26 protein-coding genes and 1 pseudogene are annotated in these 25,140 nt (G+C 61.1%); 21 read left to right on the top strand and 6 right to left on the bottom strand.

Annotated elements, in window-relative coordinates; all coding sequences use genetic code 11:
- Nucleotides 1-11 precede the first annotated feature (11 nt).
- From OQ460_RS13305 to arsH, 6 genes are all read left to right on the top strand, one after another.
- Nucleotides 12-710: a hypothetical protein gene (locus tag OQ460_RS13305; protein WP_410017944.1), complete on the top strand. Its 699-nt coding sequence runs from the start codon at nucleotides 12-14 to the stop codon at nucleotides 708-710.
- Nucleotides 710-1,297 (top strand): hypothetical protein, encoded by a 588-nt coding sequence (locus tag OQ460_RS13300; protein WP_410017943.1) that lies wholly within the window; start codon nucleotides 710-712, stop codon nucleotides 1,295-1,297. Before OQ460_RS13305 ends, OQ460_RS13300 begins: the two co-directional genes overlap by 1 nt.
- A 167-nt stretch (nucleotides 1,298-1,464) precedes the next feature.
- The gene (locus OQ460_RS13295; protein WP_410017942.1) at nucleotides 1,465-1,821 is read left to right on the top strand and encodes a metalloregulator ArsR/SmtB family transcription factor; all 357 of its coding nucleotides are present in this window, start codon (nucleotides 1,465-1,467) and stop codon (nucleotides 1,819-1,821) included.
- Between the two features lie 31 nt (nucleotides 1,822-1,852).
- Nucleotides 1,853-3,136, top strand: a complete 1,284-nt coding sequence (locus tag OQ460_RS13290; RefSeq protein ID WP_410017941.1) for an arsenic transporter — start codon at nucleotides 1,853-1,855, stop codon at nucleotides 3,134-3,136.
- A 14-nt stretch (nucleotides 3,137-3,150) separates the two neighbouring features.
- On the top strand, nucleotides 3,151-3,621 hold the full coding sequence (locus OQ460_RS13285; RefSeq protein WP_410017940.1) for an arsenate reductase ArsC: 471 nt from the start codon (nucleotides 3,151-3,153) through the stop codon (nucleotides 3,619-3,621).
- A gap of 23 nt (nucleotides 3,622-3,644) precedes the next feature.
- Nucleotides 3,645-4,358, top strand: a complete 714-nt coding sequence (gene arsH, locus OQ460_RS13280; protein WP_410017939.1) for an arsenical resistance protein ArsH — start codon at nucleotides 3,645-3,647, stop codon at nucleotides 4,356-4,358.
- Nucleotides 4,359-5,254: 896 nt separating this feature from the next.
- Here the strand turns inward: arsH and tatC are convergent.
- The 3 genes and pseudogenes from tatC to tatA all read right to left on the bottom strand — a co-directional run bounded on the left by tatC (nucleotide 5,255) and on the right by tatA (nucleotide 6,533).
- On the bottom strand, nucleotides 5,255-6,019 hold the full coding sequence (gene tatC, locus OQ460_RS13275; protein WP_410017938.1) for a twin-arginine translocase subunit TatC: 765 nt from the start codon (nucleotides 6,017-6,019) through the stop codon (nucleotides 5,255-5,257).
- A gap of 145 nt (nucleotides 6,020-6,164) precedes the next feature.
- Nucleotides 6,165-6,315, bottom strand: a pseudogene (gene tatB / locus OQ460_RS13270) (Sec-independent protein translocase protein TatB); the annotation flags it as partial.
- Entirely contained in the window at nucleotides 6,315-6,533 is a 219-nt protein-coding gene (tatA, locus tag OQ460_RS13265) for a twin-arginine translocase TatA/TatE family subunit (RefSeq protein WP_410017937.1), read from the bottom strand. The gene tatA and the pseudogene tatB, both read right to left, overlap by 1 nt.
- A 160-nt stretch (nucleotides 6,534-6,693) precedes the next feature.
- Between tatA and gspK the strand changes: the two genes are divergently transcribed.
- Entirely contained in the window at nucleotides 6,694-7,659 is a 966-nt protein-coding gene (gene gspK / locus OQ460_RS13260; protein WP_410017936.1) for a type II secretion system minor pseudopilin GspK, read from the top strand.
- Between the two features lie 233 nt (nucleotides 7,660-7,892).
- Nucleotides 7,893-9,068, top strand: a complete 1,176-nt coding sequence (locus tag OQ460_RS13255) for an integrase core domain-containing protein (protein WP_410017906.1) — start codon at nucleotides 7,893-7,895, stop codon at nucleotides 9,066-9,068.
- A gap of 715 nt (nucleotides 9,069-9,783) precedes the next feature.
- On the opposite strand, the gene OQ460_RS13250 is transcribed toward OQ460_RS13255, so the two are convergent.
- Nucleotides 9,784-11,820, bottom strand: a complete 2,037-nt coding sequence (locus tag OQ460_RS13250; RefSeq protein ID WP_410017935.1) for a PhoX family protein — start codon at nucleotides 11,818-11,820, stop codon at nucleotides 9,784-9,786.
- A gap of 233 nt (nucleotides 11,821-12,053) precedes the next feature.
- Between OQ460_RS13250 and OQ460_RS13245 the strand changes: the two genes are divergently transcribed.
- The 12 genes from OQ460_RS13245 to gspN are packed head-to-tail and all read left to right on the top strand — an operon-like array spanning nucleotide 12,054 to nucleotide 22,847.
- The gene (locus tag OQ460_RS13245; protein WP_410017934.1) at nucleotides 12,054-13,706 is read left to right on the top strand and encodes a lipoprotein UxpA; all 1,653 of its coding nucleotides are present in this window, start codon (nucleotides 12,054-12,056) and stop codon (nucleotides 13,704-13,706) included.
- Nucleotides 13,679-14,131, top strand: a complete 453-nt coding sequence (locus tag OQ460_RS13240; protein ID WP_410017933.1) for a pilus assembly protein PilZ — start codon at nucleotides 13,679-13,681, stop codon at nucleotides 14,129-14,131. The genes OQ460_RS13245 and OQ460_RS13240 overlap by 28 nt, the downstream gene beginning before the upstream one ends.
- A 7-nt stretch (nucleotides 14,132-14,138) precedes the next feature.
- Nucleotides 14,139-16,085: a type II secretion system secretin GspD gene (gene gspD / locus OQ460_RS13235; protein ID WP_410017932.1), complete on the top strand. Its 1,947-nt coding sequence runs from the start codon at nucleotides 14,139-14,141 to the stop codon at nucleotides 16,083-16,085.
- Nucleotides 16,086-16,090: 5 nt separating this feature from the next.
- A complete protein-coding gene (locus OQ460_RS13230) occupies nucleotides 16,091-17,539 on the top strand; it encodes a GspE/PulE family protein (protein WP_410022000.1) in 1,449 nt (482 codons plus the stop codon).
- Nucleotides 17,539-18,741 carry a type II secretion system inner membrane protein GspF gene (gspF, locus tag OQ460_RS13225; protein ID WP_410017931.1) on the top strand — a complete coding sequence of 401 codons (1,203 nt, stop codon included), beginning with the start codon at nucleotides 17,539-17,541 and terminating at the stop codon, nucleotides 18,739-18,741. The genes OQ460_RS13230 and gspF overlap by 1 nt, the downstream gene beginning before the upstream one ends.
- Nucleotides 18,742-18,773: 32 nt before the next feature.
- Entirely contained in the window at nucleotides 18,774-19,217 is a 444-nt protein-coding gene (gene gspG / locus OQ460_RS13220) for a type II secretion system major pseudopilin GspG (RefSeq protein ID WP_410017930.1), read from the top strand.
- Nucleotides 19,218-19,219: 2 nt separating this feature from the next.
- Complete coding sequence (gene gspH / locus OQ460_RS13215; protein WP_410017929.1) at nucleotides 19,220-19,669, top strand: type II secretion system minor pseudopilin GspH; 450 nt, start codon at nucleotides 19,220-19,222, stop codon at nucleotides 19,667-19,669.
- On the top strand, nucleotides 19,666-20,031 hold the full coding sequence (locus tag OQ460_RS13210; protein ID WP_410017928.1) for a type II secretion system protein: 366 nt from the start codon (nucleotides 19,666-19,668) through the stop codon (nucleotides 20,029-20,031). Before gspH ends, OQ460_RS13210 begins: the two co-directional genes overlap by 4 nt.
- On the top strand, nucleotides 20,028-20,618 hold the full coding sequence (locus OQ460_RS13205) for a PulJ/GspJ family protein (protein WP_410017927.1): 591 nt from the start codon (nucleotides 20,028-20,030) through the stop codon (nucleotides 20,616-20,618). Before OQ460_RS13210 ends, OQ460_RS13205 begins: the two co-directional genes overlap by 4 nt.
- Nucleotides 20,615-21,742 carry a type II secretion system protein GspL gene (locus OQ460_RS13200; protein ID WP_410017926.1) on the top strand — a complete coding sequence of 376 codons (1,128 nt, stop codon included), beginning with the start codon at nucleotides 20,615-20,617 and terminating at the stop codon, nucleotides 21,740-21,742. The genes OQ460_RS13205 and OQ460_RS13200 overlap by 4 nt, the downstream gene beginning before the upstream one ends.
- Nucleotides 21,739-22,176: a type II secretion system protein GspM gene (gspM, locus tag OQ460_RS13195; RefSeq protein ID WP_410017925.1), complete on the top strand. Its 438-nt coding sequence runs from the start codon at nucleotides 21,739-21,741 to the stop codon at nucleotides 22,174-22,176. Before OQ460_RS13200 ends, gspM begins: the two co-directional genes overlap by 4 nt.
- Nucleotides 22,173-22,847: a type II secretion system protein N gene (gspN, locus tag OQ460_RS13190; RefSeq protein WP_410017924.1), complete on the top strand. Its 675-nt coding sequence runs from the start codon at nucleotides 22,173-22,175 to the stop codon at nucleotides 22,845-22,847. The genes gspM and gspN overlap by 4 nt, the downstream gene beginning before the upstream one ends.
- An 18-nt stretch (nucleotides 22,848-22,865) precedes the next feature.
- Here the strand turns inward: gspN and OQ460_RS13185 are convergent, their stop codons facing one another.
- Nucleotides 22,866-23,756 carry a LysR family transcriptional regulator gene (locus OQ460_RS13185; RefSeq protein ID WP_410017923.1) on the bottom strand — a complete coding sequence of 297 codons (891 nt, stop codon included), beginning with the start codon at nucleotides 23,754-23,756 and terminating at the stop codon, nucleotides 22,866-22,868.
- Nucleotides 23,746-23,916 (bottom strand): hypothetical protein, encoded by a 171-nt coding sequence (locus OQ460_RS13180; RefSeq protein WP_410017922.1) that lies wholly within the window; start codon nucleotides 23,914-23,916, stop codon nucleotides 23,746-23,748. Before OQ460_RS13180 ends, OQ460_RS13185 begins: the two co-directional genes overlap by 11 nt.
- Here OQ460_RS13180 and OQ460_RS13175 point away from each other — a divergent pair.
- Nucleotides 23,915-24,997, top strand: coding sequence for a 4-oxalomesaconate tautomerase (locus OQ460_RS13175; protein WP_410017921.1), 1,083 nt, complete (start codon nucleotides 23,915-23,917; stop codon nucleotides 24,995-24,997). The genes OQ460_RS13180 and OQ460_RS13175 overlap by 2 nt on opposite strands.
- Nucleotides 24,998-25,140 lie beyond the last annotated feature (143 nt).

The following is a 25,140-nucleotide window of genomic DNA, read 5'->3' as shown; positions in this document are numbered from 1 at the left end:
CGGAATTGCCTATGTCTGCAACGCATCGCCTTGATCTGCTCGCAATTGAACGTGCCCTGCGTGAGGTACAGAGCCGTTTTGTCGAGCTCAGCCGTCATTTTACCGAGCCGCGCGATCCCTTGACGGATGAAGTGCTGCACAACGTGCTGGAAGGCTATGCCCTGATTGACGACTATGTCGCGCGTGGTGTGGACTTGTTTGACCTGCAGCAACTGAACCTGATGCTGGAGATCAACGCTACCGTACTCTGCGGCAAAGACCCGGTGCGCCGGCTGGAATACGCCCAGCACCTGGCGGCCACCGAGGAGCATTTTTTCAATGACGTGGAAGGTGGCATCAAGGATTTGTACAACTGGTACTGTAAGCACCGCGGTGAGTCGGTATGGAAGCGTGCAGCCGGTGTGTATGTGCGTATCCTCAGCAAACCGCAGTTGTTCATCGAGGGCAATCACCGCAGTGGCTCGCTCATCGTCAGCTATCTGCTGATGCGCGCAGGCCTGGCGCCGTTCGTGCTGACGCTGGAGAACGCCGAGGGTTATTTCAACCCTTCGTCGGTCATCCGCAACTCCGCCAAACATGGAGTCAAGGCGTTGTACGAATTGCCCAAGATCAAGAAAAAATATGCAGCATTCCTGGAAGATAAGGCCTCTGACCCGATGGAGTTTTTCCTGTGCGACACACCATTTCCCGCCTTGCAGGGGGGCCACTGATGGGAAGGTATCCAGTGCTCGAAAGCCTCAAGCAGGTATTCCAGCGCCCGCGCATACGGATTTCGTTCGACATCGACGACACGCTGGCCTGTCAACTGCACCACTGCGCCGTGGAGCGAAGCCGGCTGCCGGCATGTATTCATCGCTGGCTGGGTGAACCCTTGCGTGTGGGAACCCGCGCCTTGACTCGAGAGCTGCGTCGCCAGGGCTGCAGCGTCTGGGTCTACACCTCGTCTGGCCGCACGCCGTCCTACATCAGGCGTTGGCTGTTGCTGTATGGCATTCACGTCGACGGTGTGGTCAACAGCGTGCGGCATAACCAGGCCCTGACGGTGCATGGGCTGTCGAACGCGCCGTCGAAATTCCCGCCCGCGTTCGATATCGACTTGCATGTCGATGATTCCGAAGGTGTGCAGATCGAAGGTATCGATCACGGGTTTCGCGTGGTGGTCGTCGACCCGCAGGACCAGCACTGGGCGCAAAAGGTCTTGGATGCGGTGGCCGAGGTCCAGGCGCAACTGGCCAGGCAGCAGCCCCTCCGGTACAAGCACGTCTCGCGGCAACGCCCGGAAGTTTTTTCCTCCTGAAATCTGAGCGACATCGCTGGCCTTGTGGCTGAACGAGTCTCAGCCGGCGGATGGACGTGCCTACGATAGTGAAAATATGTGCTTTACCGTATATACGATTTTACGTATATTCGGTTTTCCATATATTAGTGCCGCTATCGTCGTGAGCACAGCCATTCGGAGGTCCCATGCTGGAAACCCTGACGCCACCGACCGTCTTCAAGTGTCTGGCTGACGAAACCCGTGCCCGCATGACGTTGCTGATCGCCAGAGAAGGGGAGCTGTGTGTCTGCGAACTGACCTGCGCACTCGACCAAAGCCAGCCGAAAATTTCCCGTCATCTTGCCCAGCTTCGTGCTTGCGGGCTTCTGATGGACCGCCGCCAAGGGCAGTGGATCTACTACCGACTGCACCCCGAGCTGCCCGAATGGGTGGCGTTGATGCTCAAAAACATCGTCGACGCCAATCAGGATTGGTTGAACACCAATGCCGCGCGTCTTGCCGATATGTGCGGCCGGCCCCAAAGCCCGGTCGCTTGTGTTTGATCCCTGCCTTTAACTGACTGGATTGTGTTTTATGTTGATCGCGGTTCTGATTTTTCTCGTCACCATTGTGCTGGTTATCTGGCAACCCAAAGGTTTGGGTGTCGGCTGGAGCGCGGCGCTTGGGGCCCTGGCGGCGCTCCTCGCAGGGGTAGTCAGCTTGTCCGATATCCCGGTGGTCTGGCATATCGTATGGAACGCCACTGCCACGTTCATCGCGGTCATCATCATCAGTTTGCTGTTGGATGAAGCGGGCTTTTTTGAGTGGGCGGCATTGCATGTGGCGCGATGGGGTGCCGGTAGCAGTCGCAAGTTGTTCGCCTTCATCATTCTGCTCGGGGCCGCTGTATCTGCGCTGTTTGCCAATGACGGCGCGGCCTTGATTCTGACCCCGATCGTTATCGCGATGCTGCTGGCACTGCGCTTTTCCCCTGCCGCGACACTGGCCTTCGTGATGGGGGCGGGGTTTATCGCGGACACGGCAAGCTTGCCGCTGGTGGTTTCCAACCTGGTCAACATCGTCTCTGCCGACTACTTCGACATCGGCTTCAGCGAGTACGCCTCGATCATGGTCCCGGTGAACCTGGTCAGCGTGGCGGCGACCCTGGCCATGTTGTTGTGGTTTTTCCGCAAAGACCTTCCACGTACTTACGACATTGATCAACTCAAGGCGCCTGTTGAGGCGATTCGCGACAGGGCCACGTTTATTGCTGGCTGGTGGGTGCTGGGTCTGTTGTTGTTGGGCTTTTTCGTGATCGAGCCCATGGGCGTGCCGGTCAGTGTCATCGCTGGCGTCTGCGCGTTGATTCTCTACCTGATCGCGGCGCGTGGGCATGTCATCTCGACACGCAAGGTTCTCAAGGAAGCCCCGTGGCAGGTGGTGGTGTTCTCGCTTGGCATGTACCTAGTGGTCTACGGTTTGCGCAACGCCGGCCTGACAGATTACCTGGCGCAACTGCTGAATGTGTTTGCAGGCTACGGTGTCTGGGGTGCGTCCCTGGGCACGGGCTTGCTCGCTGCCGGCCTGTCCTCGGTGATGAACAACATGCCCACCGTCCTGGTGGGTGCGCTCTCTATCCATTCTGCCGAGGTCAGTGGTGTCATTCAGCAAGCGATGATCTACGCCAACATCATCGGCTGTGACCTCGGCCCGAAAATCACCCCGATCGGCAGCCTGGCCACCTTGTTGTGGCTGCATGTGCTGGCGCGTAAAAACATCGTCATTACCTGGGGCTACTACTTTCGCACCGGCATTGTCCTGACGTTGCCCGTGCTACTTGTCACCCTTGCAGCCTTGGCCATCCGCCTGAGTTTCTGAACCGGAGATATTTGATGAAAGTCTTGTTCATGTGCACCCACAACAGCTGCCGCAGCATTTTGTCGGAAGCGGTCTTCAATCACTTGGCGCCCGCGGGCATGGAAGCGGTGAGCTCGGGGAGTTTTCCCAGTGGCAAGGTCAATCCCAAAGCGTTGAACACCCTGCAAGCGGCCGGCATTGGCATCGAAGGGTTGGCGAGCAAGGCTTCGGATGCGTTTGAAGGCTCGCCACCGGATATCGTCATCACGGTCTGCGATCGCGCGGCAGGGGAGGCCTGCCCAATATTTTTCGGCCCCGCTCTCAAGGCCCACTGGGGCCTGGCCGACCCATCCGAGGTGAGCGGCAGCGAGGAAGAGATCAACGCGGCCTTCCAGGCGACGCTGGCCAAGATCGATCAGCGGATTCGCGCTTTTACGTCCTTGCCTGTCGGGAAAATGAGTGTGGATGAACTCAAGGCGGCACTCGTCCATATCGGCACTCTTTAACCCCAGGGCACAAGGACACTGGAATGAACCAAATCTTGCCAAATATCCAGCCAGAGCTGCTGGATGCCCCCTCGCTGGAGCAGCTTGAACCTAAGGGCACGTTGCTTCACAAACCGCGGATTCTGCTGCTCTACGGCTCCACCCGTGAACGTTCGTTCAGCCGTTTGATGGTGCAGGAGGCGGCGCGTTTGCTGGAGCAGTTCGGCGCCGAAACGCGTATTTTCAATCCGTCCGGTTTGCCGTTGCCCGATGATGCGACCGATTCCCACGAGAAGGTCCGTGAGCTGCGCGAGCTGATGCAGTGGTCCGAGGGCCAGGTCTGGTGCTCGCCAGAGCGGCATGGCTCGATGAGCGCGGTGTTCAAGGCGCAAATCGACTGGGTGCCGTTGGCGCTGGGCGCTGTGCGTCCTACCCAGGGCAAGACGCTGGCGGTACTGCAGGTGTGTGGCGGTTCGCAATCTTTCAACGTGGTGAACCAGCTTCGCGTACTTGGGCGCTGGATGCGCATGTTCACCATCCCCAACCAATCATCGGTACCGAAGGCATTCCTGGAGTTTGACGATGGGGGCCGGATGAAACCGTCGTCCTATTACGACCGATTGGTTGATGTAATGGAGGAGTTGATGAAGTTCACATTGCTGCTGCGAGATCGGCAGGATTATCTGGTCGATCGGTACTCCGAGCGCAAGGAGTCAGCCGAGGCGCTGTCCAGCCGGGTCAACCAGCGCTCTATTTGAAGCAAGGGCTTGCATCTACACAGGGCCTGAAATGTGGGAGTGAGTTGCATCAGACCGTCTCGGGGTAATGTTCGACAGCCCCACAGTGATTTCACTTCACAGACAGTCGCGTGGGGTTGGGTGTACATATCCGTTGCTGCGGTTGTGGCTGATATTGGTTCCGCCCTTACGGCGGGTCACTTTGGAAAAGCCCCAAAGTAACCAAAGGGCTCTTGCCCCACCACTCGGCACCTCGCTCAGGCTCGGTGTGCCCGCAGTCAGGCATTGCTCCGTGGGCCCGCTGCCATCGGCCATCCATGGCCGAGGGCAGCTACCCCGGCATCCTGCCGGGGTGCCCACTGCGCAATACCTGCCTGCGGCCAGCGTGGTTTAACGGGGCGCCTCAGATCAAGATCAAGATCAAGATCACAATCAAAAGCCAGAGCAGATCAACAGACCGCTGACGTTGTCAGCGAATAAGGATGTAGAGGCAACAGCGCGTACGCTCACGATCAGGTCGGCTGTCAGGCCGCCTCGCTCTGTTTTTGATTTTGACTTTGATCTTAGGCGCCCCGTTAAACCACGCTGGCCGCAGGCTGATATTGATTTGGGGGGTAAACCGGCAGGACGCCGGTTTAGCCGCGCTGGGCCATGGATGGCCCATCGCGGCGGCCCCCCGAATCAATGTCGGACTGCGGGCACACCGAGCCTGAGCGAGGTGCCGAGTGGTGGGGCAAGAGCGCTTTGGTTACTTTCGCGCTTTTCGAAAGTGACTCGCTGTAAAAGCGAAACCAATAGCCGCCGTTACCGCAGCACCGGATATGCCCCCACTACCCCCCCCCAAAAAAACCGCCCTCTAAGTTGCGTAGATACCTATGTCTATTGGAACAGGCTCACAGGCACAGGCAGCGCTGCGCTCAAACCGTCGCTTGCGGCACAGCCTCCTGCGTACGTGGCTTACTCACCCACCTACTTGCCAGCAGGCCCAGCTCAAACAAAATCCACATCGGCACCGCCAGCATGGTTTGCGAAAACACATCCGGCGGGGTCAACAGCATGCCGACCACAAAGCAGCCGACGATGACGTATGGCCGGCTTTTTTGCAGGGTCTGCACATCGGTGACGCCGGCCCAGATCACCAGGAAGGTGGCCACCGGAATTTCAAAGGCCAGGCCGAACGCCAGCAACAGTGCGAGGATGAAGTCCAGGTACAGCGCGATATCAGTCATCATCGTCACACCGTCCGGTGTCACGCTGGTGAAGAAGCCGAACATCATCGGGAACACCAGGAAAAACGCAAACGCCATGCCGCCGTAGAACAGCAGCACGCTGACTGCCAGCAACCATGCGGCAATTCGCCGTTCCTGGCGATATACCGCCGGTGCGATCATGCCCCAGACCTGATGCAGCAACAGCGGCATGCTGATGAACAAGGCAAGCATCATGGTCAGCTTGAGCGGCGCCAGAAAGGGTGAGGTCACTCCGGTGGCGATCATGCTCGCACCGGCGGGCAAGAACTCGCGCAGCGGTTGGGAGACAAAACTGTACAGACGCTGGGCGAACGGAAACAGCGCGCAAAACACCAGGATAATGGCAAGCACGCAACGCACCAGGCGCGAGCGCAGTCGGGTCAAGTGGCCGGTCACGTCAAGCGGGCGGGCAGGCGAGGGCAGGTCGTTCATGGCGTGGGATGTCCAGAGGGAGCGCTGTTTTCGGGCTGGGAAACTGGCGTGTCGAGGCGGATGCCATCACGCAGTTGCTGTTCCAGTTGGCGCAATGGCGGATGCTCAAGGCCCTTTGACAGATACTCAGTGTCCAGTTCCTGGGTTACCTGGGCCTTGAGCATATTCATTGCGCGCTTGGCCCGACCCAACCACAGGCCGGCATTGCGCGCGGCAATTGGCAGGCGCTCGGGCCCCAGCACCAGCAGCGCCACGAGGCCGACCAGCAGCAGTTCGCTGAAGCCGATATCGAACATCAGAGTTTGCTTTCTGCGGATCGGTTGTGTGCAGCGTCCATCTCAAGGCTGGATTTCGCCGGGTCTGGCTGGGTGTTGGGTTCATTGCCCATTGAAGAGCGAAACCCCTTGATTGCTTCACCCACATCGGAGCCCAGCCCCTTGAGGCGTCGAGTGCCGAACAGCATGACCACGATCAGCAGCACGATGACCAGTTGCCAAATCCCTATACCACCCATACCGACACTCCAAGCCATTGATTTGAAATATGAAGGCGCAGTTTGCCGGGGCTTTATGACGCTGCGGTGACGATTTCGCATGATTTTTGTGAGTTGCCACGCAGCTGAAACATCCACTGTGTTGACTGTCGTCTGGTTCTTCAACGGTGGCGGTGCGCCAATGTACAGAAAGCGACAACAGGGGGCGGCGCTGTTGATGGTGCTGATGGCCCTGGCGATGCTGGCAGGCGGCATGGCCTGGATGGTCGAGCAGGGCCGCCAGCAGGTCGACAGTGTGCGCCTGGTGCAGCAACGCGTGCAGGCGCGGGCGATCGAGCGGGCTGCGCTGGCCTTTGCCGATCAGGCGCTGAGCGATCCACTGTGGCGCGCCAGCCCGCTGTTCTGGCAGGCCATGCGCGGGCAACCGTTGAGTTACGACTTCAAGGGCGGCAAGGCCAGTATCCGCATTCGCGACCTGCACACCTGCTTCAACGTCAACGCGCTGATCGGCCCTGAAGCCGAACGTGCGCAACGCCAGTTGGTGCATTTGCTTGGCTCGGACATGGCCGCCGAGCGCTTGGCCCAGACCCTGGCCGATTGGCTCGACGCCGACCAGCAAACGCGCCTGCAAGGTGCTGAAAGCAACGAGTACCTGCGCCAGTCGCCGCCGCGTCTGGCGGCTAACCAACCGATGCGCGATATCAGCGAACTGAACCTGCTGTCGGTCCCGGATGCTGTGCGATCGTTGCGTTATCGGCAGTTATGCAGCCTGGCCGAGACCTCGGGCTGGCGCCTTAATGCCAACGCACTGAGCCTGGATATGCTGCCGTTGCTGGACGCGCTGTATGAAGGGGAGATGTCACGTTCGCTGCTGACACGTTTGGTCAGCGCACGACCTGTCGGTGGTTATCGCGATGCCAACGACTTGCGCCAAGCCCTGGGTGCGCTGGATGACGCAATGTTCGAACGCTTGAGCGAAGGCTTGCAGCTCAACGGTGACCATTTCCTGCTGCAACTGGACATTGATCTGGACGGTCAGCGTTTTGGCAGCCAGTACCAGGTCGAAGCCTTGGGCGTGGTGAAGTGGCACGCCGGGGTGCCGGCGCAGGGCATGTTGCTGCGCTCGCGGGAGCCGGTTGTGGACTAGGCGGCCTTTTTGGGGGAGCGGTTTTTTTTGTTGGGGTTGGGTTGGGGTACATATCCGTTGCTGCGGTTATGGCGGCTATTGGTTTCGCCCTTACGGCGACTCACTTTTGGATAGAGCCCAAAAGTAAGCAAAAGGCTCTTGCCGGTATGACTCACCCACATGGGTTACAAATCAGTTCAAGCACATAGGTAACAGTTATTAACTGGCATGGTCGATTTCGCGAGGATCTGACCATGCCCTGGAAAGAGCTGAAACCTATGGACCTCAAAGTGATGTTCATCGCGGCGTATCTGTCTGAAGAGCACAGCTTTAGCCAGCTGTGTCAGGACTATCAGATCAGCCGAAAGACTGGCTATAAGTGGGTCGAACGCTATCAGCTAGAGGGGCCCAGTGGGCTCGATGAGCGTAGTCGGCGCCGGCACAACCAGACCTATGTGGTGCCGCTGGTTGTGAGGCAGGCAATCATTGAGTTTCGCTCTACTGGCGAAACGGTTCCGGGTCCTAAAAAGATTCAGAACGATCTGATGAAACGCTTTCCCGGACAGGATCCGCCTTCTAAAACGACCATCTACAACATCCTTAAGGCAGCGGACCTGATCACGTCTCGACCGTTGCGCCAGCGTGTCGCTGTCTATCCCAAGCCTTTGCGTAGGGCAGAATCGCCTAATCAACTCTTCAGCGCAGATTACAAAGGCCAATTTCTCACCGGAGCGGGTGTCTGGTGTTATCCGCTGACGATCATGGACCATGCCAGTCGCTTCTTGCTTGCCTGCGAGAGCATGGCTAACACCAATCTCAAGGAGACCCAGCAAACCTTCGAGCGCGTCTTTCGGGAGTATGGGATGCCTGAGCGCATCCGAACCGATAATGGCGTGCCGTTTGCGAGCACGGGGCGTGCGGGGTTGTCGCAGTTATCGATCTGGTGGCTACGCCTTGGGATTATTCCTGAGCGAATTGAGCCCGGTCGACCAGATCAAAATGGACGTCATGAGCGTATGCACCGGACATTGAAGAGTACGTTTCCCAAACCGCCGGCCATTGCCTGGGAGGCTCAGCAAAAACACTTTGATCGATTTATGCAGCACTACAATCACGAACGGGGACACGAGGCACTCGGCCAGAAAACCCCGGCGTCCTGCTATACCCCATCAACCCGAGCTTACCCGGAGAAACTACCGGAAATGGGGTATGCGAGCCATGTTGAGTGTTACCTGGCCGATGGTAGCGGAATCATTAATCGAGATGGTCTGCGGATATATGTGGGGAACCTGCTCAGGCATCAAACCATTGGAATGGAGATGATCAAAGACGGGGTATGGAATGTTATCTTCGGTCCGGTGATCCTCGGTCACGTCAATGCCCGGGACGCAAAAAACGGCTATGTTTCAATCAAAGTGTCACCTATGTGAATGCACTTTTTTGTAACCCATGTGGTTGTTCCGTACATGCCCCACCACTCGGTGCCTCGCTCAGGCTCGGCATGCCCGCAGTCCGACATTGATTCGGGGGGCCGCCGCGATGGGCCATCCATGGCCCAGCGCGGCTAAACCGGCGTCCTGCCGGTTTACCCCCCAAATCAATATCAGCCTGCGGCCAGCGTGGTTTAACGGGGCGCCTAAGATCAAAGTCAAAATCAAAAACAGAGCGAGGCGGCCTGACAGCCGACCTGATCGTGAGCGTACGCGCTGTTGCCTCTACATCCTTATTCGCTGACAACGTCAGCGGTCTGTTGATCTGCTCTGGCTCTGGCTCTGGCTTTTGATTGTGATCTTGATCTTGATCTTGATCTGAGGCGCCCCGTTAAACCACGCTGGCCGCAGGCAGGTATTGCGCAGTGGGCACCCCGGCAGGATGCCGGGGTAGCTGCCCTCGGCCATGGATGGCCGATGGCAGCGGGCCCACGGAGCAATGCCTGAGTGCGGGCACACCGAGCCTGAGCGAGGTGCCGAGTGGTGGGGCAAGAGCCCTTTGGTTACTTTGGGGCTTTTCCAAAGTGACCCGCCGTAAGGGCGGAACCAATAGCCGCCATAACCGCAGCAACGGATATGTACCCAAGCCAACCAAGCACCCGCCAGACAAGAGCAAGAGCTGCCACCCCAAAGCGTGACAGCTCTCCCAAGGCAATCAGCCGATCGCCAACTCTCCCCCGTCGGCCCGCTGGATCACTACGGTAGAAGCGCGCGGTCGCACGCTGCCCACGGTGACATCCGTAGCCACGTCGGTGGACGGCCAGTTATCCGGATGCTGGATGTTGACGAACACCGTCTTGTTGTCCGGAGTAAACGTCACCCCCGTCACTTCCGCACCGTTGGGCCCGACAAAGAAACGCCGCAGGTCCGCCTGGTTCTGCGCGTTGACCGGAACCTGCTTGCCCTGGGCATCGACCAGGTTGGTGGGGATCACCACCAGCATCTGGTCGTTGGTGTAGCTGGTGATGGTGGACTCGCCGTTGTCTGTCTGGATCCACAGCACCCCACGGCTGTCGAAGCTCATGCCGTCGGGGCTGGCGAACTGGTTCAACTCGGTCAGGCCCGAGCGGTTGAGGTCCGGGGTGCCAGCAGCGTTGGCGCCAAACACAAAAATGTCCCAGGTGAACGACACTTGGCTGTCGGCGTCGTGCCAGCGAATGATGTGCCCGTGCTTGTTCTTGACCCGCGGGTTGGCTGGGTTGGCCTCGGTGCGGCTGGTGTTGTTGGTAAGCGTCAGGTAGACATCGCCATTGAGCGGGTTGACCGAGGTCCACTCCGGGCGGTCCATGGGTGTTGCACCAACAGCGTCGGCTGCACCACGGGTGTTGAGGATGATCCCCGGCAGGTCAGTGAACTTTGCACCCAGTGTGCTGCCATCGATGGTGGGGCTGGCTACGTCGAGCAGCAGCCAATTGCCGCTGCCGTCGGCATTGAAGCGCGCCACATACAGCTTGCCGCTGTCCATGTACTTGGCACCGGTCGCCAGGCGATCGCTCGGGTTGGCATCGGCCGGGTCCCACAGTGCAGTGGAGACGAACTTGTACAGGTACTCGTTCTGCGAGTCGTCGCCGCTGTAGAACACTACCGGCTTGCCGGCGGCGGTCAGGCCGGGCCAGCAGCCTTCGTGGCGGAAACGACCGAGGGCGGTGCGTTTTACGGCGCGGGTCGAGGCGTTGTACGGATCGATTTCGACGATGTAGCCGTAGGTGCTGGCTTCATTGCGGTAGTCGTCGGTCGCGCTGGCGCCGGTTGGGGTCACGTTGAAACGGCTGAACTCGTCGGCCACCTCGCTCGGGTCGCCAGCGGCGCTCTCCCAGCGATAGTTGCCATTGCCGGTGCCTACGCCGATGCGCACCTGGTCTGCCGGCCGGTTGCCGCTTTTATTGACGAAAATCCCTGGCCAGTTTTCCTCGCAGGTGAGGTAGGTGCCCCACGGTGTATAGCCGTTGCCGCAGTTGTTGTTGGTGCCACGGGTCTGGGTGCCGGTTGGCGAGAACTTGGTCTTGACGTGTTCGGTGCCTTTTAGCGGGCCCGCCAGGTCCATGACGGTGGCAGTGGTGAAGCGGCGGTTCAGCGGGTCGTTTTCCATCACCTGCCAGCGGCCGTTGACCTTGCTCACACGCATCACACCGGCGCCGTGGGCGTTGATTTCCTTGCGCACTTCTTCGGCCGGGCGAATGCCATCGACCAGTGTCGGGCCAGCCGGGTGCAGCGCCGAGGCATCGATGTATTCGTGGTTGATGGCGATCAGGCCGTCAGTGGAGCTGCCATTGATCGGGAAGAAGTGCATGCCGTCGTGGTGCATGCCCACCGCGTTGGCCTGGTCGGTGGAGGTGTTGCTGCCATCGCTTTTCCAGGCGGCAGCGTTGCTGTTCAGCGGCGTGCCCCAAGGCGCCAGGACGTGGGCGGTGTATCCGGCAGCCACAGTGCAGGCGTCGGTGAGGGAGCCGGGGATCGATTTGAAGCCCAGTTTCAGCGCAGGCTTGGGCGGCGGAGTAGTTGGCGCGGGGTCGTCTGAACCGCCATCGCCGTCAAAGCAACCGGTCAGGCCGGTACCGGCAATCATGGCAATCGCGGCGCCGAGCCCGCCACGTACCACGCTACGACGGCTCAGGTAGGCGGTGAGTACCGATTCCATCGGTTCGTTGAGGCTCAGGTTGCGATTCTGTTTGTCGCCAGTCTCTCGACTCATTTCATCAGGTCCTTTGTAGATCACGATTGGTTTGAAAGGAGCCGGAACTGTAAGAGCCAAGTGTGATGATTCTTTGGCGGTTTTGTTAAAAATGTATTTAAGTTCATTTCTTTTATTTCTTTTTGTTACAAGAAAGAGCATTTCATGACTGTTAAAAAACTGCCATCAAACCGTCATTAATTGCCCCCCACTATGCCGCCCTTGTGCAGAGTCAGCTTCAAGGTGAGGGAACGATGGTTTCAATGGTGCGGCGCGATGTATTGGGATGGATGACGCTGGGTGCCTGTGCGCCCTGGCTTGCCGGCTGCTCCAGCCTGGGCGCTGCGGCGGGGCCGAACGACAGCCAGCCGGTGGACCTGTTGTATGTTGCCGACACCCTTGATGCACGTCAGCCAGGCCGCCCGGTGGTGCCCGCTACACGCTTGGGCCCGGCGACGCGGATCGGCCAGGCGCCCTGGATTACCGGAGCCAATGCGCATTTTCGTCAAGCCGATGGCAGCCAACTGGACGGCTTGCTCGATGCCTCGCTCAGTGACGGTGTGGAAACCGGTGGTTACGCCGTTCTCGGCGCAGTACTGCAACGTTTGCGTGATGAAGCAGGCCAGGACAACAGTCTGACCCTGGAAAACGGCCAGTGCTGGAACGGCAGTGGCCTGGCATACCTGACGCGAGGCCTGTCCGGGGTCCAGGGCAGTCAGTTGCTCGGCAGCGAGGTGCGGGTCAGCAGCGATGAACGTGTGCTCTGGCCGGAACAATGCCAAGGGTTGTATCAGCAATTCGGCCACCCGGTGCTCGGCGCCGGGCTCGCCACCGACAGCGCACAACGCCTGGCCACACCAGGCATGAGCCTGTTCCGGCGCGGCGGTGTGCGCATCGCAGTGGTCGGCATTACCGATCCTTATGCGCGCGATCAGAAAGCCTCCTTGAAACAATGGCTGCAGAGCCTGCAACCGGTGCTCGCCCAGGCCCGTGCCGAAGCTGATTTGGTGGTGGCGCTGGCAGACGTCGGCACCGGTCCGGGTTTCTGGCTGGCCGAGCGCATGAGCCAGGTCGACCTGGTGCTGTGTGCCCGCGGCCAGGATTTGTGGCCGCAACCGGTGGAGATCCTGCAAAGCTCGGGCAAGCGGGTACCGGTGGTACTGGGCGGAACCCGTGCCAGCGGCGCGTTTCGCATTCGCTGCCAGGCGCAGGCTGGCCAATGGCGTTTCGACGCGCGCTTCTACCCGGCCCAGGGGCATGTCCTGGACGCCGCCGGCCAGGCTCATGTCCAGCGCCTGCAACCGCGCTTGCAACAACAACGTGCCGCCCACGCCGGTTGGCTGGACCAGCCATTGGCCCGGGCCCCGGAAAACCTTTGGCGCCGCGATGTGCGCGGCGGCAGTTGGGATCGCCTGTTACATCAGGCTTTGGCCCAGCAGCCCGACAGCGCGGTGCTGTTGCCCGGGCTGCGCTATGACATTCCCTTGGCACGCGGCCAGATGATTACCCGCGAACACTTGATCAGCCTGAGCGCCAGCTACCCGGCGCCGGTGGTCGATGTGCCGGCGCAGCAGGTGCGCCAGGTGCTGGAGAACGCCGCCGAGCAACTGTTTGGCGAGCCGTTGCTGCTCGATAACAGCCAGGACCTGCCGCGCTGGCTCGGCCAACCCTGGCAAGTGACCTATAGCCCTGGCGGCAAGCGGGTCAGTGAATTCAAAGAGCCGGTCGGTACCTGTCGCACCTTCAGCCTGGGCTTTGCCGCCGAGGCCGGGCAACCGCTGTGGCAGCACGTGGAAGGCTGGTTGCGCGAACAGCCGACCGACTGGCAACTGGCGCCGTTGCAACTGCCTGAAGTGCGCTACGTGCAAGGGCATCCGGGATGGCATCCACGGAGCCTGATCAGTTGAGTCGTGCAGGCGTCCTGTTCAACCTCTTGCTGGTTACTCTTTTCGCGTGGCTGGCAGCGCGCTGTGTGCTGCAGCTTTGGCACGGTGTTACGCAGCCGGTTGCAGCGTACCCGACAGCAGCCCCGGTACCCGACCTGTTGAGTGGCCATTGGACGCCGCGTCAGGCACCGAGCAGCGACCTGCCGCTGACCACGCTCAAGCTCGATTATCTGGGCAGCCTCAAAGCCAATCAGTTGCGCGCCACCGTAGTGGTGCTGCGCTACCAGCAACAAGATCGCACGCTGACCCTGGGTCAGCGCCTGGCCCCCGGTATCGTCCTGCACGACATCGACGACCGCGGGCTGATTTTCGACAATCAAGGGCAACACGAGCGTATGCCGTGGCCGGCCCAGCGGCCGGTAATCGGCCTCAAGCGCCAGGAATGAACCGACTATGCACATGATCAACAAATGCCTGGGCCTGACGGCGCTGTGCCTGGCCTTGAACTTCAACCAGGCCCATGCCGAAGAAGAAACCGCGTTGTATGAGGTCAACTTCATCGACACCGAACTGACCGAGTTTATCGACAGCGTGTCGCGCATCACCAATACCACCTTCATCATCGACCCGCGGGTCAAGGGCAAGGTCACGGTGCGCAGCATCGAGATGCTGGGCAGTGAAGAGATTTACGACATCTTCCTCGCCCAGTTGCGCGCCCAGGGTTTTGCCGCCGTGGACTTGCCCAATGGCAGCGTGAAGATCGTGCCGGACCAGGCCGCGCGCCTGGAGCCGGTGCCGGTGGAGTCCTCGCGCCAGGACGAACAAACCAACGACGGCATGGCGACTCGGGTGTTCAGTGTGCGTAACGCTGCCAGCGAACAAATGCTCAATATCCTCAAGCCGCTGATCGACCCTCGGGTCGGGGTGATTACGCCTTACCCCTCGGCCAACCTGCTGGTGATCACTGACTGGCGCAGCAACCTGGACCGCATCGACAGCTTGTTGCTGCAACTGGACCAGGTCAGCCAGGAGCCCCTGGAAGTGCTGCCGCTGGTCAACGCCAGTGCCAATGACACGGCGCAATTGATGACGCGCCTGTTGGCCCGTGAGCAGGGCGCCGACAGTGCCCAGGTGATCGCCGACCCACGCAGCAATGCGTTGCTGGTACGCGGCAGTGCCGACAGCCGCCAGCGGGTGCGCGCGTTGCTCAAGCAACTGGATCAGCCGCAAAGTGCGTTGCGCAGTTCGAACACCGTGGTGATGTACTTGCGTCATGCCAACGCGGCCGAAGTGGTCAAGGTGCTACGCGGCCTGAGCCAGGACACGGTCGGTGCCGCCGATGGTGCCACCGCCGAAGGCGAGCAGAAACCGCTCGTTGCCAGCTCATCGGGCATTCGCATGGAGTCGGAGGAGGGCACCAACGCGGTGGTGATGGTCGGGCCGGACAGCGAAATCGCCGCCTACCGTACCATCGTCGAACAGCTGGACATTCGTCGTGCCCAAGTGGTGGTCGAGGCGATCATTGCCGAGGTCTCCGATACCCGTGCGCAGGAGCTGGGTGTGCAGTGGCTGTTCATGGGTAACTCATTTGGCGGTGGCGCAGTCAACTTCACCAACGGCGGCGCGAGCATTACCAGCGTGGCGGCGGCTGCCTCAAGCAATGACACCGCAGGCCTGAGCAAACTGCTGGCCAATGTGCCAGGCGTCACCGCAGGTGTCGGCAACCTCAACGGCGGCGGGCTGAACTTCCTCGCGCTGCTCAACGCGCTGAAAAGCGAAAGCGGCTTCAACCTGTTGTCGACCCCGACCTTGCTGACTCTGGACAATGCCGAAGCGTCGATCCTGGTGGGCCAGGAAGTGCCCTTCGTCACCGGCTCCGTGACGCAGAACAACACCAACCCCTACCAGACCATCGAGCGCAAGGAAGTGGGGATCAAGCTGCGGATCAAACCGCAGATCAACATCGACAACACGGTGCGCCTGGATATCGTCCAAGAGGTTTCCTCGATTGCCGACAGCACTGGCGCCAGCGATGTGATCACTAACAAGCGCGAGATCAAGACCAAGGTCATGGTCGAGGACAACGGCCTGGTGGTGCTCGGCGGGCTGATCGGTGACGAGGCCAAGAACAGTGATCAACGCGTGCCGCTGCTGGGTGATATCCCCTATCTGGGGCGGCTGTTTCGCTCTGACGTCAGCCAGCGCACCAAACAGAACCTGATGGTGTTCATCCGCCCGCGGATCATGCGCGACGGCGAAACCCTGGCCCATCTCAGCAGCGAGAAATACCGCAATCTCAAGGAAAACACGACGCTGGCGTTGCCGGCGATCTCCGACAGCAATGCGTTGCTGCAACTGTTTCCGGCCAGCCGCGAGCGCCTGGACGGGGGGATCTGGTGAGTACGTTGCTGCCTTATCGACTGGCGCGCCAGGCCGGAGTGGCACGCGCACCGGGCGCCGAGGGCTGGACCCTGTGGTTGCGTGAGGATGTGGACACCGATGCCTTGCAGGAAGTGTTACGTGTCCACGGCTTGCCGTCGGCGGTCGAACACCTGGACCCGGCCCAATACGAGTTGCGCCTGGGTGGCCTGTACCAGGCGGGCGAGTCAGCGACGGCGGCCTTGATTGAAGGAATCGGCGAGCAGGTTGACCTGGACAGCCTGATCAACGAATTGCCGCGCATCGAAGACTTGCTCGAAAGTGACAACGAAGCGCCGGTAATCCGCCTGATCAACGGGTTGTTTGCCGAGGCTTTGCGCTTGCGCGCTTCGGATATTCACATCGAGACCTTCGAGCAGAGCCTGGTGGTGCGCCTGCGCGTCGACGGCCATTTGCGCGAGATCCTGCGCCCACCCCGGGCCTTGTCGGCGATGCTGGTGTCGCGGATCAAAGTCATGGCGCGCCTGGATATCGCGGAAAAGCGTCAGCCTCAGGACGGGCGTATCACCCTGCGCTCGGGCGGTCGCGAGGTGGATATCCGCGTCTCGACCCTGCCTGGGATCCACGGCGAGCGGGTGGTAATGCGGGTGCTGGACAAGCAGGCCAACCTGTTGGACTTGCGCAACCTGGGCATGCCCGCCGAGGTCGAACAGGCTTTGCGTGCCTGTCTGTCGCGGCCCAACGGCATTCTGTTGAGCACCGGGCCCACGGGTTCGGGCAAGACCACCACGCTTTACGCCAGCCTCAATGCGCTGAATGACGGTTCGTGCAACATCCTTACCGTCGAAGACCCGGTGGAATATGCGATTACCGGCATCGGCCAGACTGCGATCAACCCGCGTGCCGGCATGACCTTCGCCAGTGGCCTGCGGGCGATTCTGCGCCAGGACCCGGACGTGATCATGCTCGGTGAAATCCGCGATCAGGAAACCGCACAGATCGCGGTGCAAGCCAGTCTTACCGGGCATTTGGTGCTCTCCACCCTGCACACCAACAGCGCGGTGGGCGCCGTGACCCGCCTGCGCGACATGGGCATCGAACCCTTCCTGATTGCTTCCAGCCTCAAGGGCGTGATGGCCCAGCGTTTGGTACGGCGCCTGTGTCATTGCGCGAAACCCGCGCCCTTGCAGCCTGCCGAGCGCCAGTTGTGGCCGGAGTTGGCGCAGCTTGAGCAGAGTTTTCATCCCCACGGCTGCGAAGACTGCCAGGGCAGCGGTTACAACGGGCGCATCGGGCTCTATGAGTTCATCACCCTGGATGCCGGGCTGATCGGCCTGCTGTACGACGGTGCCAGCGAAATGGCGATGCACGAATACCTCGCCGACAAACGCCAAAGCCTCACCGCCATGGCCACCGAATGCATGCGCCGTGGCGAAACCAGTCTTGAGCAAGTATTGCGCGCGGTGCGTGACTGATGCCGACTTATCGTTATCAGGCGTTGGATCTGCTCGGACGTCGCCGCAAAGCCAGTATCCAGGCGGAAAGCGAGCGTCATGCCCGCCAGTTGCTGCGCGAGCAGGGGCTGTTCGCCCGTGACTTGCAGGTGCAAAACGCCAGCCTCGCAAGCCCTCGCGGGCAACGCCTGAACCACGGGCAACTGTGCGAATTGACGCGCCAGTTGGCCACGTTATTGAGTGCTGGCATTCCCTTGGTGGATGCCTTGGCCACGTTGGAACGCCAACTGGCCGAACCGGCTATCCGCAACTTGCTGGTGGCGGTGCGTGGCGCACTGGGTGAGGGCTTGAGCCTGGCCCAGAGCTTGCGTCGCCAGGGCGGGCAGTTCAATACGCTGTATTGCGCACTGGTCGAGGCCGGCGAGCGCTCCGGCAAGCTGGCACCGGTGCTGGAACGCTTGGCCGAGCATCTGGAGCAAGTGCAGAAACAACGCCACAAGGCCCGCACCGCGTTGATCTATCCTGCGGTGCTGATTCTGGTATCGATGGCCGTGGTGATCGGCTTGATGACCTTTGTGGTGCCCAAGCTCACCGAACAATTCAGCCATACCGGCCAGAGCCTGCCGCTGATCACCCGGATATTGATCGGCGCCAGTGAAGGCTTGGTGATGCTCGGCCCGTGGTTACTGGCCCTGGCCTTGTTGTTGGCGCTGGTCGCCCGGTTCTTGCTGCGCCAGCCGGTCTGGCGCCTGCGTCGCGATAGCCTGGCGTTGCGCCTGCCACGCATCGGCGCGTTGCTGTCGGTGCTGGAAAGCGCACGGGTGTCGCGCAGCCTGGCGATTTTGCTGGGCAGCGGCGTGCCATTACTCGAGTCCCTCGAAGTGGCAACCGCCACCGTCGGCAACCGACAGATCCACCAAGCCCTGGAAGCGGTACGTGAACAGGTCGAAGGCGGCGTGACCCTGTTCCGTGCGTTGAGCGCCAGCGGGCATTTCCCGCCCATGCTGTTGAACATGGTCGCCAGTGGCGAGGCCAGCGGCACCTTGCCCGATATGCTCGAACGGGTCGCTGATAACCAGGAGCGCGGTTTTGCGCGTCAGGTCGATCTGCTGCTGGCGTTGTTCGAACCCCTGATGATTCTGCTGATGGGTGCGGTGGTGCTGTTCATCGTGCTGGCAGTGCTGCTGCCGATCATGCAACTCAACCAAGGCCTTAGCTTTTGAAAGTAGAGAACCTGAAAATGGAGATCCAAGCCATGCCTGGCAACCCTATGTCCAAGCGTCGTCAACGCGGTTTCACCCTGATGGAAATCATGGTGGTGATTTTTATCATCGGCCTGTTGATTGCCGTGGTCGCGCCCAGCGTGCTCGGCAGCCAGGACAAGGCCATGCGCCAAAAAGCCCTGGCTGACCTGGCGACGCTGGAGCAGGCGCTGGATATGTATCGGCTCGACAACTTGCGCTTTCCCAGCTCCGAACAAGGCTTGCGGGCCCTGACCAGCAAGCCGAGCACTGAGCCGTTGCCACGCAGTTGGCGCGCCGACGGCTACATTCGGCGCCTGCCGCAAGACCCGTGGGGCAATGACTATGGCTACCGCACGCCAGGCCAGCATGGCAGGGTGGACATCTTTTCCCTGGGCGCCGACGGCCAGGAAGGTGGCGAAGGCACCGACGCCGACATCGGTAGCTGGGACCTCTAGGCATGCAGCGCTGCCACGGGTTCTCACTCCTGGAAATGCTGGTGGTCTTGTTGATCGTCGGTTTGTTCAGTGCCCTGGGAGTGGCCTCGCTGGATGCCGGCCAGGCACCGATGCACCAGGCCTTGGCACAGCTGGCCAGTGAGGCCCGCAGCCAAGCGGCCGTGGCGCGGCACAGTGGGCAAGTATTGGGCTTGCGCTGGAACGGTCGGCAGCCGGAGTTCGTGCGCTGGCAGCCAGCGCGCGGCAGGCCGTCGTGGCAGGTCGAGTCGTCGGGCACCATGTCCTGGCCGGCCGGGCTGCAGCCTGATTGGCCGGTGAGCACCGCGCCGCAGGTGATGTTCACGCCCTCGGGTCTTGCCCGCCCGGTGGCGGTCACCTGGCGCTGGGCCGAAGGTCGCCAGCGCTGGCAATGGCGTGCGGACAACACGCTGCAGATTGCGACTCGGCCATGAAGCGCCAACAAGGGTTTACCTTGCTTGAAGTGATGGTCGCCCTGGGGATTGCCGCGCTGATGGCGGTGATGGTCAGTCAGTTGTTGCGCCAGCGCATCGCCACCCATCAAGCCGTCGCGCAACACCGTGTGGGCAGTTTGTGCGCGCGGGAGTTGGAGGCGCAGTTCGGCGTCGAACGCTATTGGCCGCAGATCAATGCAGTGGCCGGTGAACTGCGTCAGGGCCACACCACGTGTCACTGGCAATTGACGTTGGGCAACACCGGTGTCAACCGTTTGCGCCGAGGCGAGTTGTCATTGTTTGCCGACCCCGAGCAGCGCCAGCCATTGGGCCAATTCAGCCTGTTTCTGGTGCGCCCGTGAAGGCGGCGCAGCGCGGCTTGACCCTGATCGAGCTGTTGGTGGCGATGGCGCTGACCGCTGTCATCGGGATATTGCTGGCGGCGCTGGTCAATGGCTGGGTCAAAGTGCGCGAGCGTCTTGATGAGCCGGGTAGCGAACCTCAAGTGCTGGAGTTTTGCCTGGCCCTGGAGCGGCGTTTCGACGCTTTGGTGCTGCGCCAGTTGTATGAGCAACGCTTGCCGGAAAAGCTCGCCTGGCTGGATTGGCAGCCCGCGTCCGCGCAGTTGCAATGGGTCGCGCTGACGGCCTGGCCGCCCGCCGAAGCTCATTCGCGGGTGCAACGCCAGCGCCTGGTATTCGATGCCCGGCAAGCACGCTTGAGTGTCTTTACCTCGGCCGATCTGTATGCCGTCGGCAAACCGCGCTGGGAGCTCAACGAGTCACTGGCGCCAGTCGAGCGCGCGGTTTTCAGTTTTTACCAGGGCACGCGCTGGCTGGCCTTTCCTTCCACTGTGGCCGCCCAGCCCAATCGCGGCGTGCGGATCGAATTCGAGCATCATGGAGCACCTTATGTCTGTACTTTCGCCTTGCCGGATACCCAACCGTGAGTTGGCGTGCGGGCATGTTTGAGCGCTTGCGGGCCAAACCGCGCGAGTGGCTGCTGTTGCGTCCACCCGCCACTGCGGACGGTGTTTGGCAATGGATGCATTACGCCGCGCAACAGGTTCAAGCCAGCGGCACCTGGCCGCCGCCGACAACCTGCCTGCAACTGCCGGGCGCGCTGGTTATCCCCGCGCTGGCGTGTAGCCATTTTTGCCTGCCGGCGCCTCCTGGGCTCAAGCGTCATGAATGGCCGCAACTGTTCGAGGAGTACGCGCAACAGCCCGCCGAGGAGTTGCTGGTCAGTTGCCTGTCCCGTGAGGCCGGGCACCTTGAGTTGCTGGTGATGCAGCGCCAGCAGGTCCAGGACTGGCTGGTCGAATGTGCGGCGCTGGGCGTGCAGATCAGCCACGGTTGGGCGGAATTGCAGTTGTTGCCGCAACCTGCGCCCGGTTACGCGCTGAGCTGGCAGCGTGAACAACTGTTGTGCGTCAAGGCTTCTTCCCGCCAGTGGTTGATCTGGCCGCAGGTGCTGGGTGAACGCTTGCCCCAGGCCTGGCGTGAATTGTCCATCGAACCATTGACCGGAGACTGGCCATCGCGCCTGGCACGCCTGGAACAGGTGCCCTGCGTGTTGGAAGATGCGCGCCCGCTACGTACCCGCGTGCGTCGGACTTCTGTGCTGACCGGCGTACAGCGGCGTTTGCTGCTGGGGTGTGGGTTGCTGGCGGCCTGCTGGGGCGCAATCTATTTGCTGCAGATCGTACGTCAGCTTGACGATTGGCAAGCCCAGGTCAAGGCTGTGGCGGCGCCGGCCAACAACCTTTCCCAGGCGCGAGCCGCACTCGCGCGGCTGAACAACCAGACGACGGACTGGCGCGTGCGCCAGCAACAAGTGGCGAGTCTGGAGCAGGCACTCTCGACCTGGCTGCAACAGCAACCCGGATGGTTTGTCTCCAGTAACCGGTTTGACGGTCGAGTCTGGCGAGTGGGACTCAGCGGTAGCGGACCTCAACCGGCGACAGGCGAATGGCAAGCGATTGCCGAGGCGGCCGGTGCTCAGTGGCTTGAGGAGCCCCAAGGCCTGGCGACGGGTATGCAACTGAGTTTCGATTTGGGAGTGCAGCCATGAAAGCGCGGATGTTGGAGTATTTGAGCAACTTCAATCAACTGCCACCGCTGCGCCGTTATTGCGTGCTGGCAGGCTGGGCCATCGCACTGCTGTTATTACTGGTGTTGCTGACACGGCCGCTGCTGGCCGCCTGGCAGGACGCACGGCAATGGCAAGCGTTGGCGCAACAGGCCCGCACATTACCGCCGCCGGCGATATTCACCAGCGAGCAATGGCAGGCGCTGGCGGCGTCGCGCCAGTGGGTGCTGACCCATGTCGAACAGCAGGCGGGTCGCTGGCAGTTGCAAGGCGAACTGCCCGGTCCAGAGGCCCTGCGGCAACTGTTGCGTACCGTGCAGGATCAGGGTGGACGCCCGATGCAATGGAGCCTGGAGCAGGGCGCCCAAGGCTATGCCTTCAGCCTGGAAGTGGCGGATGGGGTGGCTCGGCCATGAAGCGCGCCATCGCGTGGGGGACGTTGGTATTTGCCTTGACCTTGCTGGCGCAATTGCCAGCGGCTTTTATCGTCCGGCAGATCAATTGGCCGTCTGGCTGGCAGCCCAATGGTGTCTCGGGCAGCCTGTGGAATGGTCATGCCAGTGAAGTCGGCGCGTTGGCACCGGTGCAATGGGCGGTCCGACCCTGGGCGCGGGAGGTGCAGGTGAATCTGGGCTTTCAACAGCGTATTTGGGAGCTGTCGATTCATGGCTGGCCCTGGAACTGGCAGGCACAGTTGGCGCCGCGTGCGGTCAGCGCCGTGGCGCCGCCAATGTTTGTACTTGATGGCGCGTGGGACGGGCGTTTGCAAGTCAATGGCGCCGGGGCCAACTGTCGCACGGCTGCAGGTGCGCTGGTGGGCGACGATCTGGCGCTGTTGAGCCCGTGGTTGCTTAATCTCGGCAGTACCCGGCTTGAGCTGCAATGCTCTGGCGGGCTGCGGTTGCTGGCGGACTTGCAGCTACCGGCCCAGCATCGATTCAAGATCAATGCGGATCTGCAGCGCCAGCGCCTGCAAATCGACGGGCAAGTGGAGGCGGGCGCTGCGGTGACGCCGTTACTGGTTCAGGCACGCTGGCTGCAAGCGTCGGAGCAGACCTTCAGCAAGGTGCTGGGTCGTCGTCACTGACGGTTCAACCAGCATTGATTATTTCTCCCACTGCTCCAGCAGTATCGAGACAAATTTCTCCGCCGCAGGAGACAGCGATGCGCCGCGTCGGTAAACCAGGCCCAGAGAACGATTCACCACCGGCTCGATCAACGGCACGCTGACCAGAGTTGGATGATCCACCGCCGGCATTGCCAGGCTGGGCATCGCCGATACCCCCAACCCCGCTTCGACCAGGCCCAGGGAAGTCGACAGGTGCTGCACTTCGTAGAACCACTGCGGACGCCAGCTCAAGCCGGACAGCGCGTGGTCGAGCAACATGCGGTTGCCGCTCAGGCGGCCGACCCCGATCAGGCGGTAGTTGCTCAGTTCCGACCAGGTTACCGAACTGCGTCCGGCGAGCTCATGATCGCGTCGGCACGCCAAGACAAAAGGCTCGTTGACCAATGGCACAAACTCGATATCGGGGTGCTGGCCGCTCATCATATTGATGCCGAAATCCGCTTCGCCACGCAGCACCGCTTCCAGCCCCTCGTTCGCACTGAGGTCAAGCAGGCGGATGCGGATTTGTGGGTAGCGTTCGTTATAGAGACGGATAACCGATGGCAGGAAGTAGAACGCGGCGGTGGGGATGCAGGCGAGGGTGACACGCCCGCTTTGGCGTTCCGCCAGCTCGCGGATATTGAGGATCGAGTCGTCGAAGTCGTCCAGCAACCGCCGCGCCTTGGGCAGGAAGTCGCGCCCCACGCTGGTCAGGCTGACTCGCCGGGTGGTGCGGTCCAGCAGCGCGGTACCCAAGCCTTCTTCGAGCTTTTTCATCCTCCGACTGAGGGCGGGCTGGGACAGGTGCAAGGCATCGGCAGCTTCGTGGAAACTACCGAGTTCGGCGATTTTAACGAAGGATCGAATGTCGTTCAGCTCATAATTCATCGTTTTTTCTCAGGCGCGCCAGTCCGGCAGGTTCATGTCGACTCTTTTGTAAAACGCAATAATAGCTCTGATATTTGCATTGGAAACAATTTTTAAAGCCTGCGACTCTTTCATCCAACACATCAATTACCCCGATTGATCCATAAGAGTCTGTAGTCATGCAACGAATTCCCTGTGTGTTAATGCGTGGAGGTACATCCAAGGGCCCGGTGTTTCTCGCCTGGGATTTGCCTGCCGCGATCGAGGAGCGTGACGAGCTGCTACTCAACCTGATGGGCTCCGGACATGAACTGGAAATCGACGGTATTGGCGGTGGCAGCCCGCAAACCAGCAAGGTGGCCATTGTGAGCCCTTCGCTGCACCCCGATGCGGACGTCGACTATCTGTTCGTCCAGGTTCTGGTGTCCCAGCGCCGCGTCGATACCGCGCCCAACTGCGGCAACATGCTGTGCGCGGTCGGCCCGTTCGCCATTGAGCAAGGACTGGTCAAGGCCTGCAGCAAAGCGACGCAGGTACGCATCCGCAACCTCAATACCGGGACGTTTATCAATGCCCAGGTACACACGCCCGATGGCAAGGTGAGCTATGAAGGCCAGACCGCCATTGATGGCGTACCAGGCACCGCAGCGCCGGTGCAACTGACCTTCCTGGATGCCGCAGGCAGCAAGACCGGCCAACTGTTCCCGACGGGGCGCCCCCAGGACCTGCTCGACGGCATTGCCGTGACCTGCATCGACATGGCGATGCCGATGATGATTGTCGAAGCAGGCCAACTGGGCAAACGCGGCGACGAAAGCCCGGCAGAACTGGATGCCGATAAAGAGTTCCTGTGTCGTCTGGAGTCCCTGCGCCTGCAAGCCGGCCTGGCCATGGGCCTGGGTGATGTCAGCGACATGGTCATTCCCAAGCCGGTATTGGTCTCGCCAGCGAAGGCGGGCGGCACGATTCAGGTGCGCTACTTCATGCCGCACAACTGCCATCGGGCCCTGGCCATTACCGGCTCTATCGGCCTGGCCACCGCGTGTGTGACCGACGGCAGCGTGGTCGCGCAACTGCTCGGCGGCGCCAGCGAGCCGCGTTTGCAGCAGGTGCGTATTGAGCATCCAAGTGGCGGCATCGACGTCGTGCTGTCTTATACCGGAGCCCGTGGCGAGACGATCCAGGCCTCGGTGGTACGTACAGCGCGCCGCTTGTTCGCAGGGTTTGTCTACGCCAGTGCCTCCAGGCGATTGGCCGGATGACTCGTGTCGCAGCAAGTAAATACCGCTGACGGCTCAAAGTAGGCTCGACACACACGCAATACATCATTAAAAACGTTCGCCAGTCACCCAAGCATGCCGCCTGGCGGATTCGGGGGCGTCGCGCCCGCGCGTCGGCCACGCTA

The organism is Pseudomonas imrae, from assembly GCF_046352735.2.
Lineage (GTDB): Bacteria > Pseudomonadota > Gammaproteobacteria > Pseudomonadales > Pseudomonadaceae > Aquipseudomonas > Aquipseudomonas imrae.
This window is presented reverse-complemented; position numbering and strand designations above follow the sequence as displayed.

Excerpts from the sequence above, each read along its gene's own strand:
- OQ460_RS13250 (WP_410017935.1), bottom strand. The coding sequence starts at position 11,820 with ATGAGTCGAGAGACTGGCGACAAACAGAATCGCAACCTGAGCCTCAAC.
- OQ460_RS13185 (WP_410017923.1), bottom strand. The coding sequence starts at position 23,756 with ATGAATTATGAGCTGAACGACATTCGATCCTTCGTTAAAATCGCCGAA.
- OQ460_RS13180 (WP_410017922.1), bottom strand. The coding sequence starts at position 23,916 with ATGACTACAGACTCTTATGGATCAATCGGGGTAATTGATGTGTTGGAT.
- gspF (WP_410017931.1), top strand. The coding sequence starts at position 17,539 with ATGCCGACTTATCGTTATCAGGCGTTGGATCTGCTCGGACGTCGCCGC.
- OQ460_RS13290 (WP_410017941.1), top strand. The coding sequence starts at position 1,853 with ATGTTGATCGCGGTTCTGATTTTTCTCGTCACCATTGTGCTGGTTATC.
- OQ460_RS13255 (WP_410017906.1), top strand. The coding sequence starts at position 7,893 with ATGCCCTGGAAAGAGCTGAAACCTATGGACCTCAAAGTGATGTTCATC.
- OQ460_RS13295 (WP_410017942.1), top strand. The coding sequence starts at position 1,465 with ATGCTGGAAACCCTGACGCCACCGACCGTCTTCAAGTGTCTGGCTGAC.
- gspK (WP_410017936.1), top strand. The coding sequence starts at position 6,694 with ATGTACAGAAAGCGACAACAGGGGGCGGCGCTGTTGATGGTGCTGATG.
- OQ460_RS13240 (WP_410017933.1), top strand. The coding sequence starts at position 13,679 with ATGGCATCCACGGAGCCTGATCAGTTGAGTCGTGCAGGCGTCCTGTTC.
- OQ460_RS13285 (WP_410017940.1), top strand. The coding sequence starts at position 3,151 with ATGAAAGTCTTGTTCATGTGCACCCACAACAGCTGCCGCAGCATTTTG.
- OQ460_RS13300 (WP_410017943.1), top strand. The coding sequence starts at position 710 with ATGGGAAGGTATCCAGTGCTCGAAAGCCTCAAGCAGGTATTCCAGCGC.
- OQ460_RS13305 (WP_410017944.1), top strand. The coding sequence starts at position 12 with ATGTCTGCAACGCATCGCCTTGATCTGCTCGCAATTGAACGTGCCCTG.
- OQ460_RS13210 (WP_410017928.1), top strand. The coding sequence starts at position 19,666 with ATGAAGCGCCAACAAGGGTTTACCTTGCTTGAAGTGATGGTCGCCCTG.
- arsH (WP_410017939.1), top strand. The coding sequence starts at position 3,645 with ATGAACCAAATCTTGCCAAATATCCAGCCAGAGCTGCTGGATGCCCCC.
- gspM (WP_410017925.1), top strand. The coding sequence starts at position 21,739 with ATGAAAGCGCGGATGTTGGAGTATTTGAGCAACTTCAATCAACTGCCA.
- gspD (WP_410017932.1), top strand. The coding sequence starts at position 14,139 with ATGCACATGATCAACAAATGCCTGGGCCTGACGGCGCTGTGCCTGGCC.
- OQ460_RS13175 (WP_410017921.1), top strand. The coding sequence starts at position 23,915 with ATGCAACGAATTCCCTGTGTGTTAATGCGTGGAGGTACATCCAAGGGC.
- gspH (WP_410017929.1), top strand. The coding sequence starts at position 19,220 with ATGCAGCGCTGCCACGGGTTCTCACTCCTGGAAATGCTGGTGGTCTTG.
- gspG (WP_410017930.1), top strand. The coding sequence starts at position 18,774 with ATGCCTGGCAACCCTATGTCCAAGCGTCGTCAACGCGGTTTCACCCTG.
- gspN (WP_410017924.1), top strand. The coding sequence starts at position 22,173 with ATGAAGCGCGCCATCGCGTGGGGGACGTTGGTATTTGCCTTGACCTTG.
- OQ460_RS13245 (WP_410017934.1), top strand. The coding sequence starts at position 12,054 with ATGGTTTCAATGGTGCGGCGCGATGTATTGGGATGGATGACGCTGGGT.
- tatC (WP_410017938.1), bottom strand. The coding sequence starts at position 6,019 with ATGAACGACCTGCCCTCGCCTGCCCGCCCGCTTGACGTGACCGGCCAC.
- tatA (WP_410017937.1), bottom strand. The coding sequence starts at position 6,533 with ATGGGTGGTATAGGGATTTGGCAACTGGTCATCGTGCTGCTGATCGTG.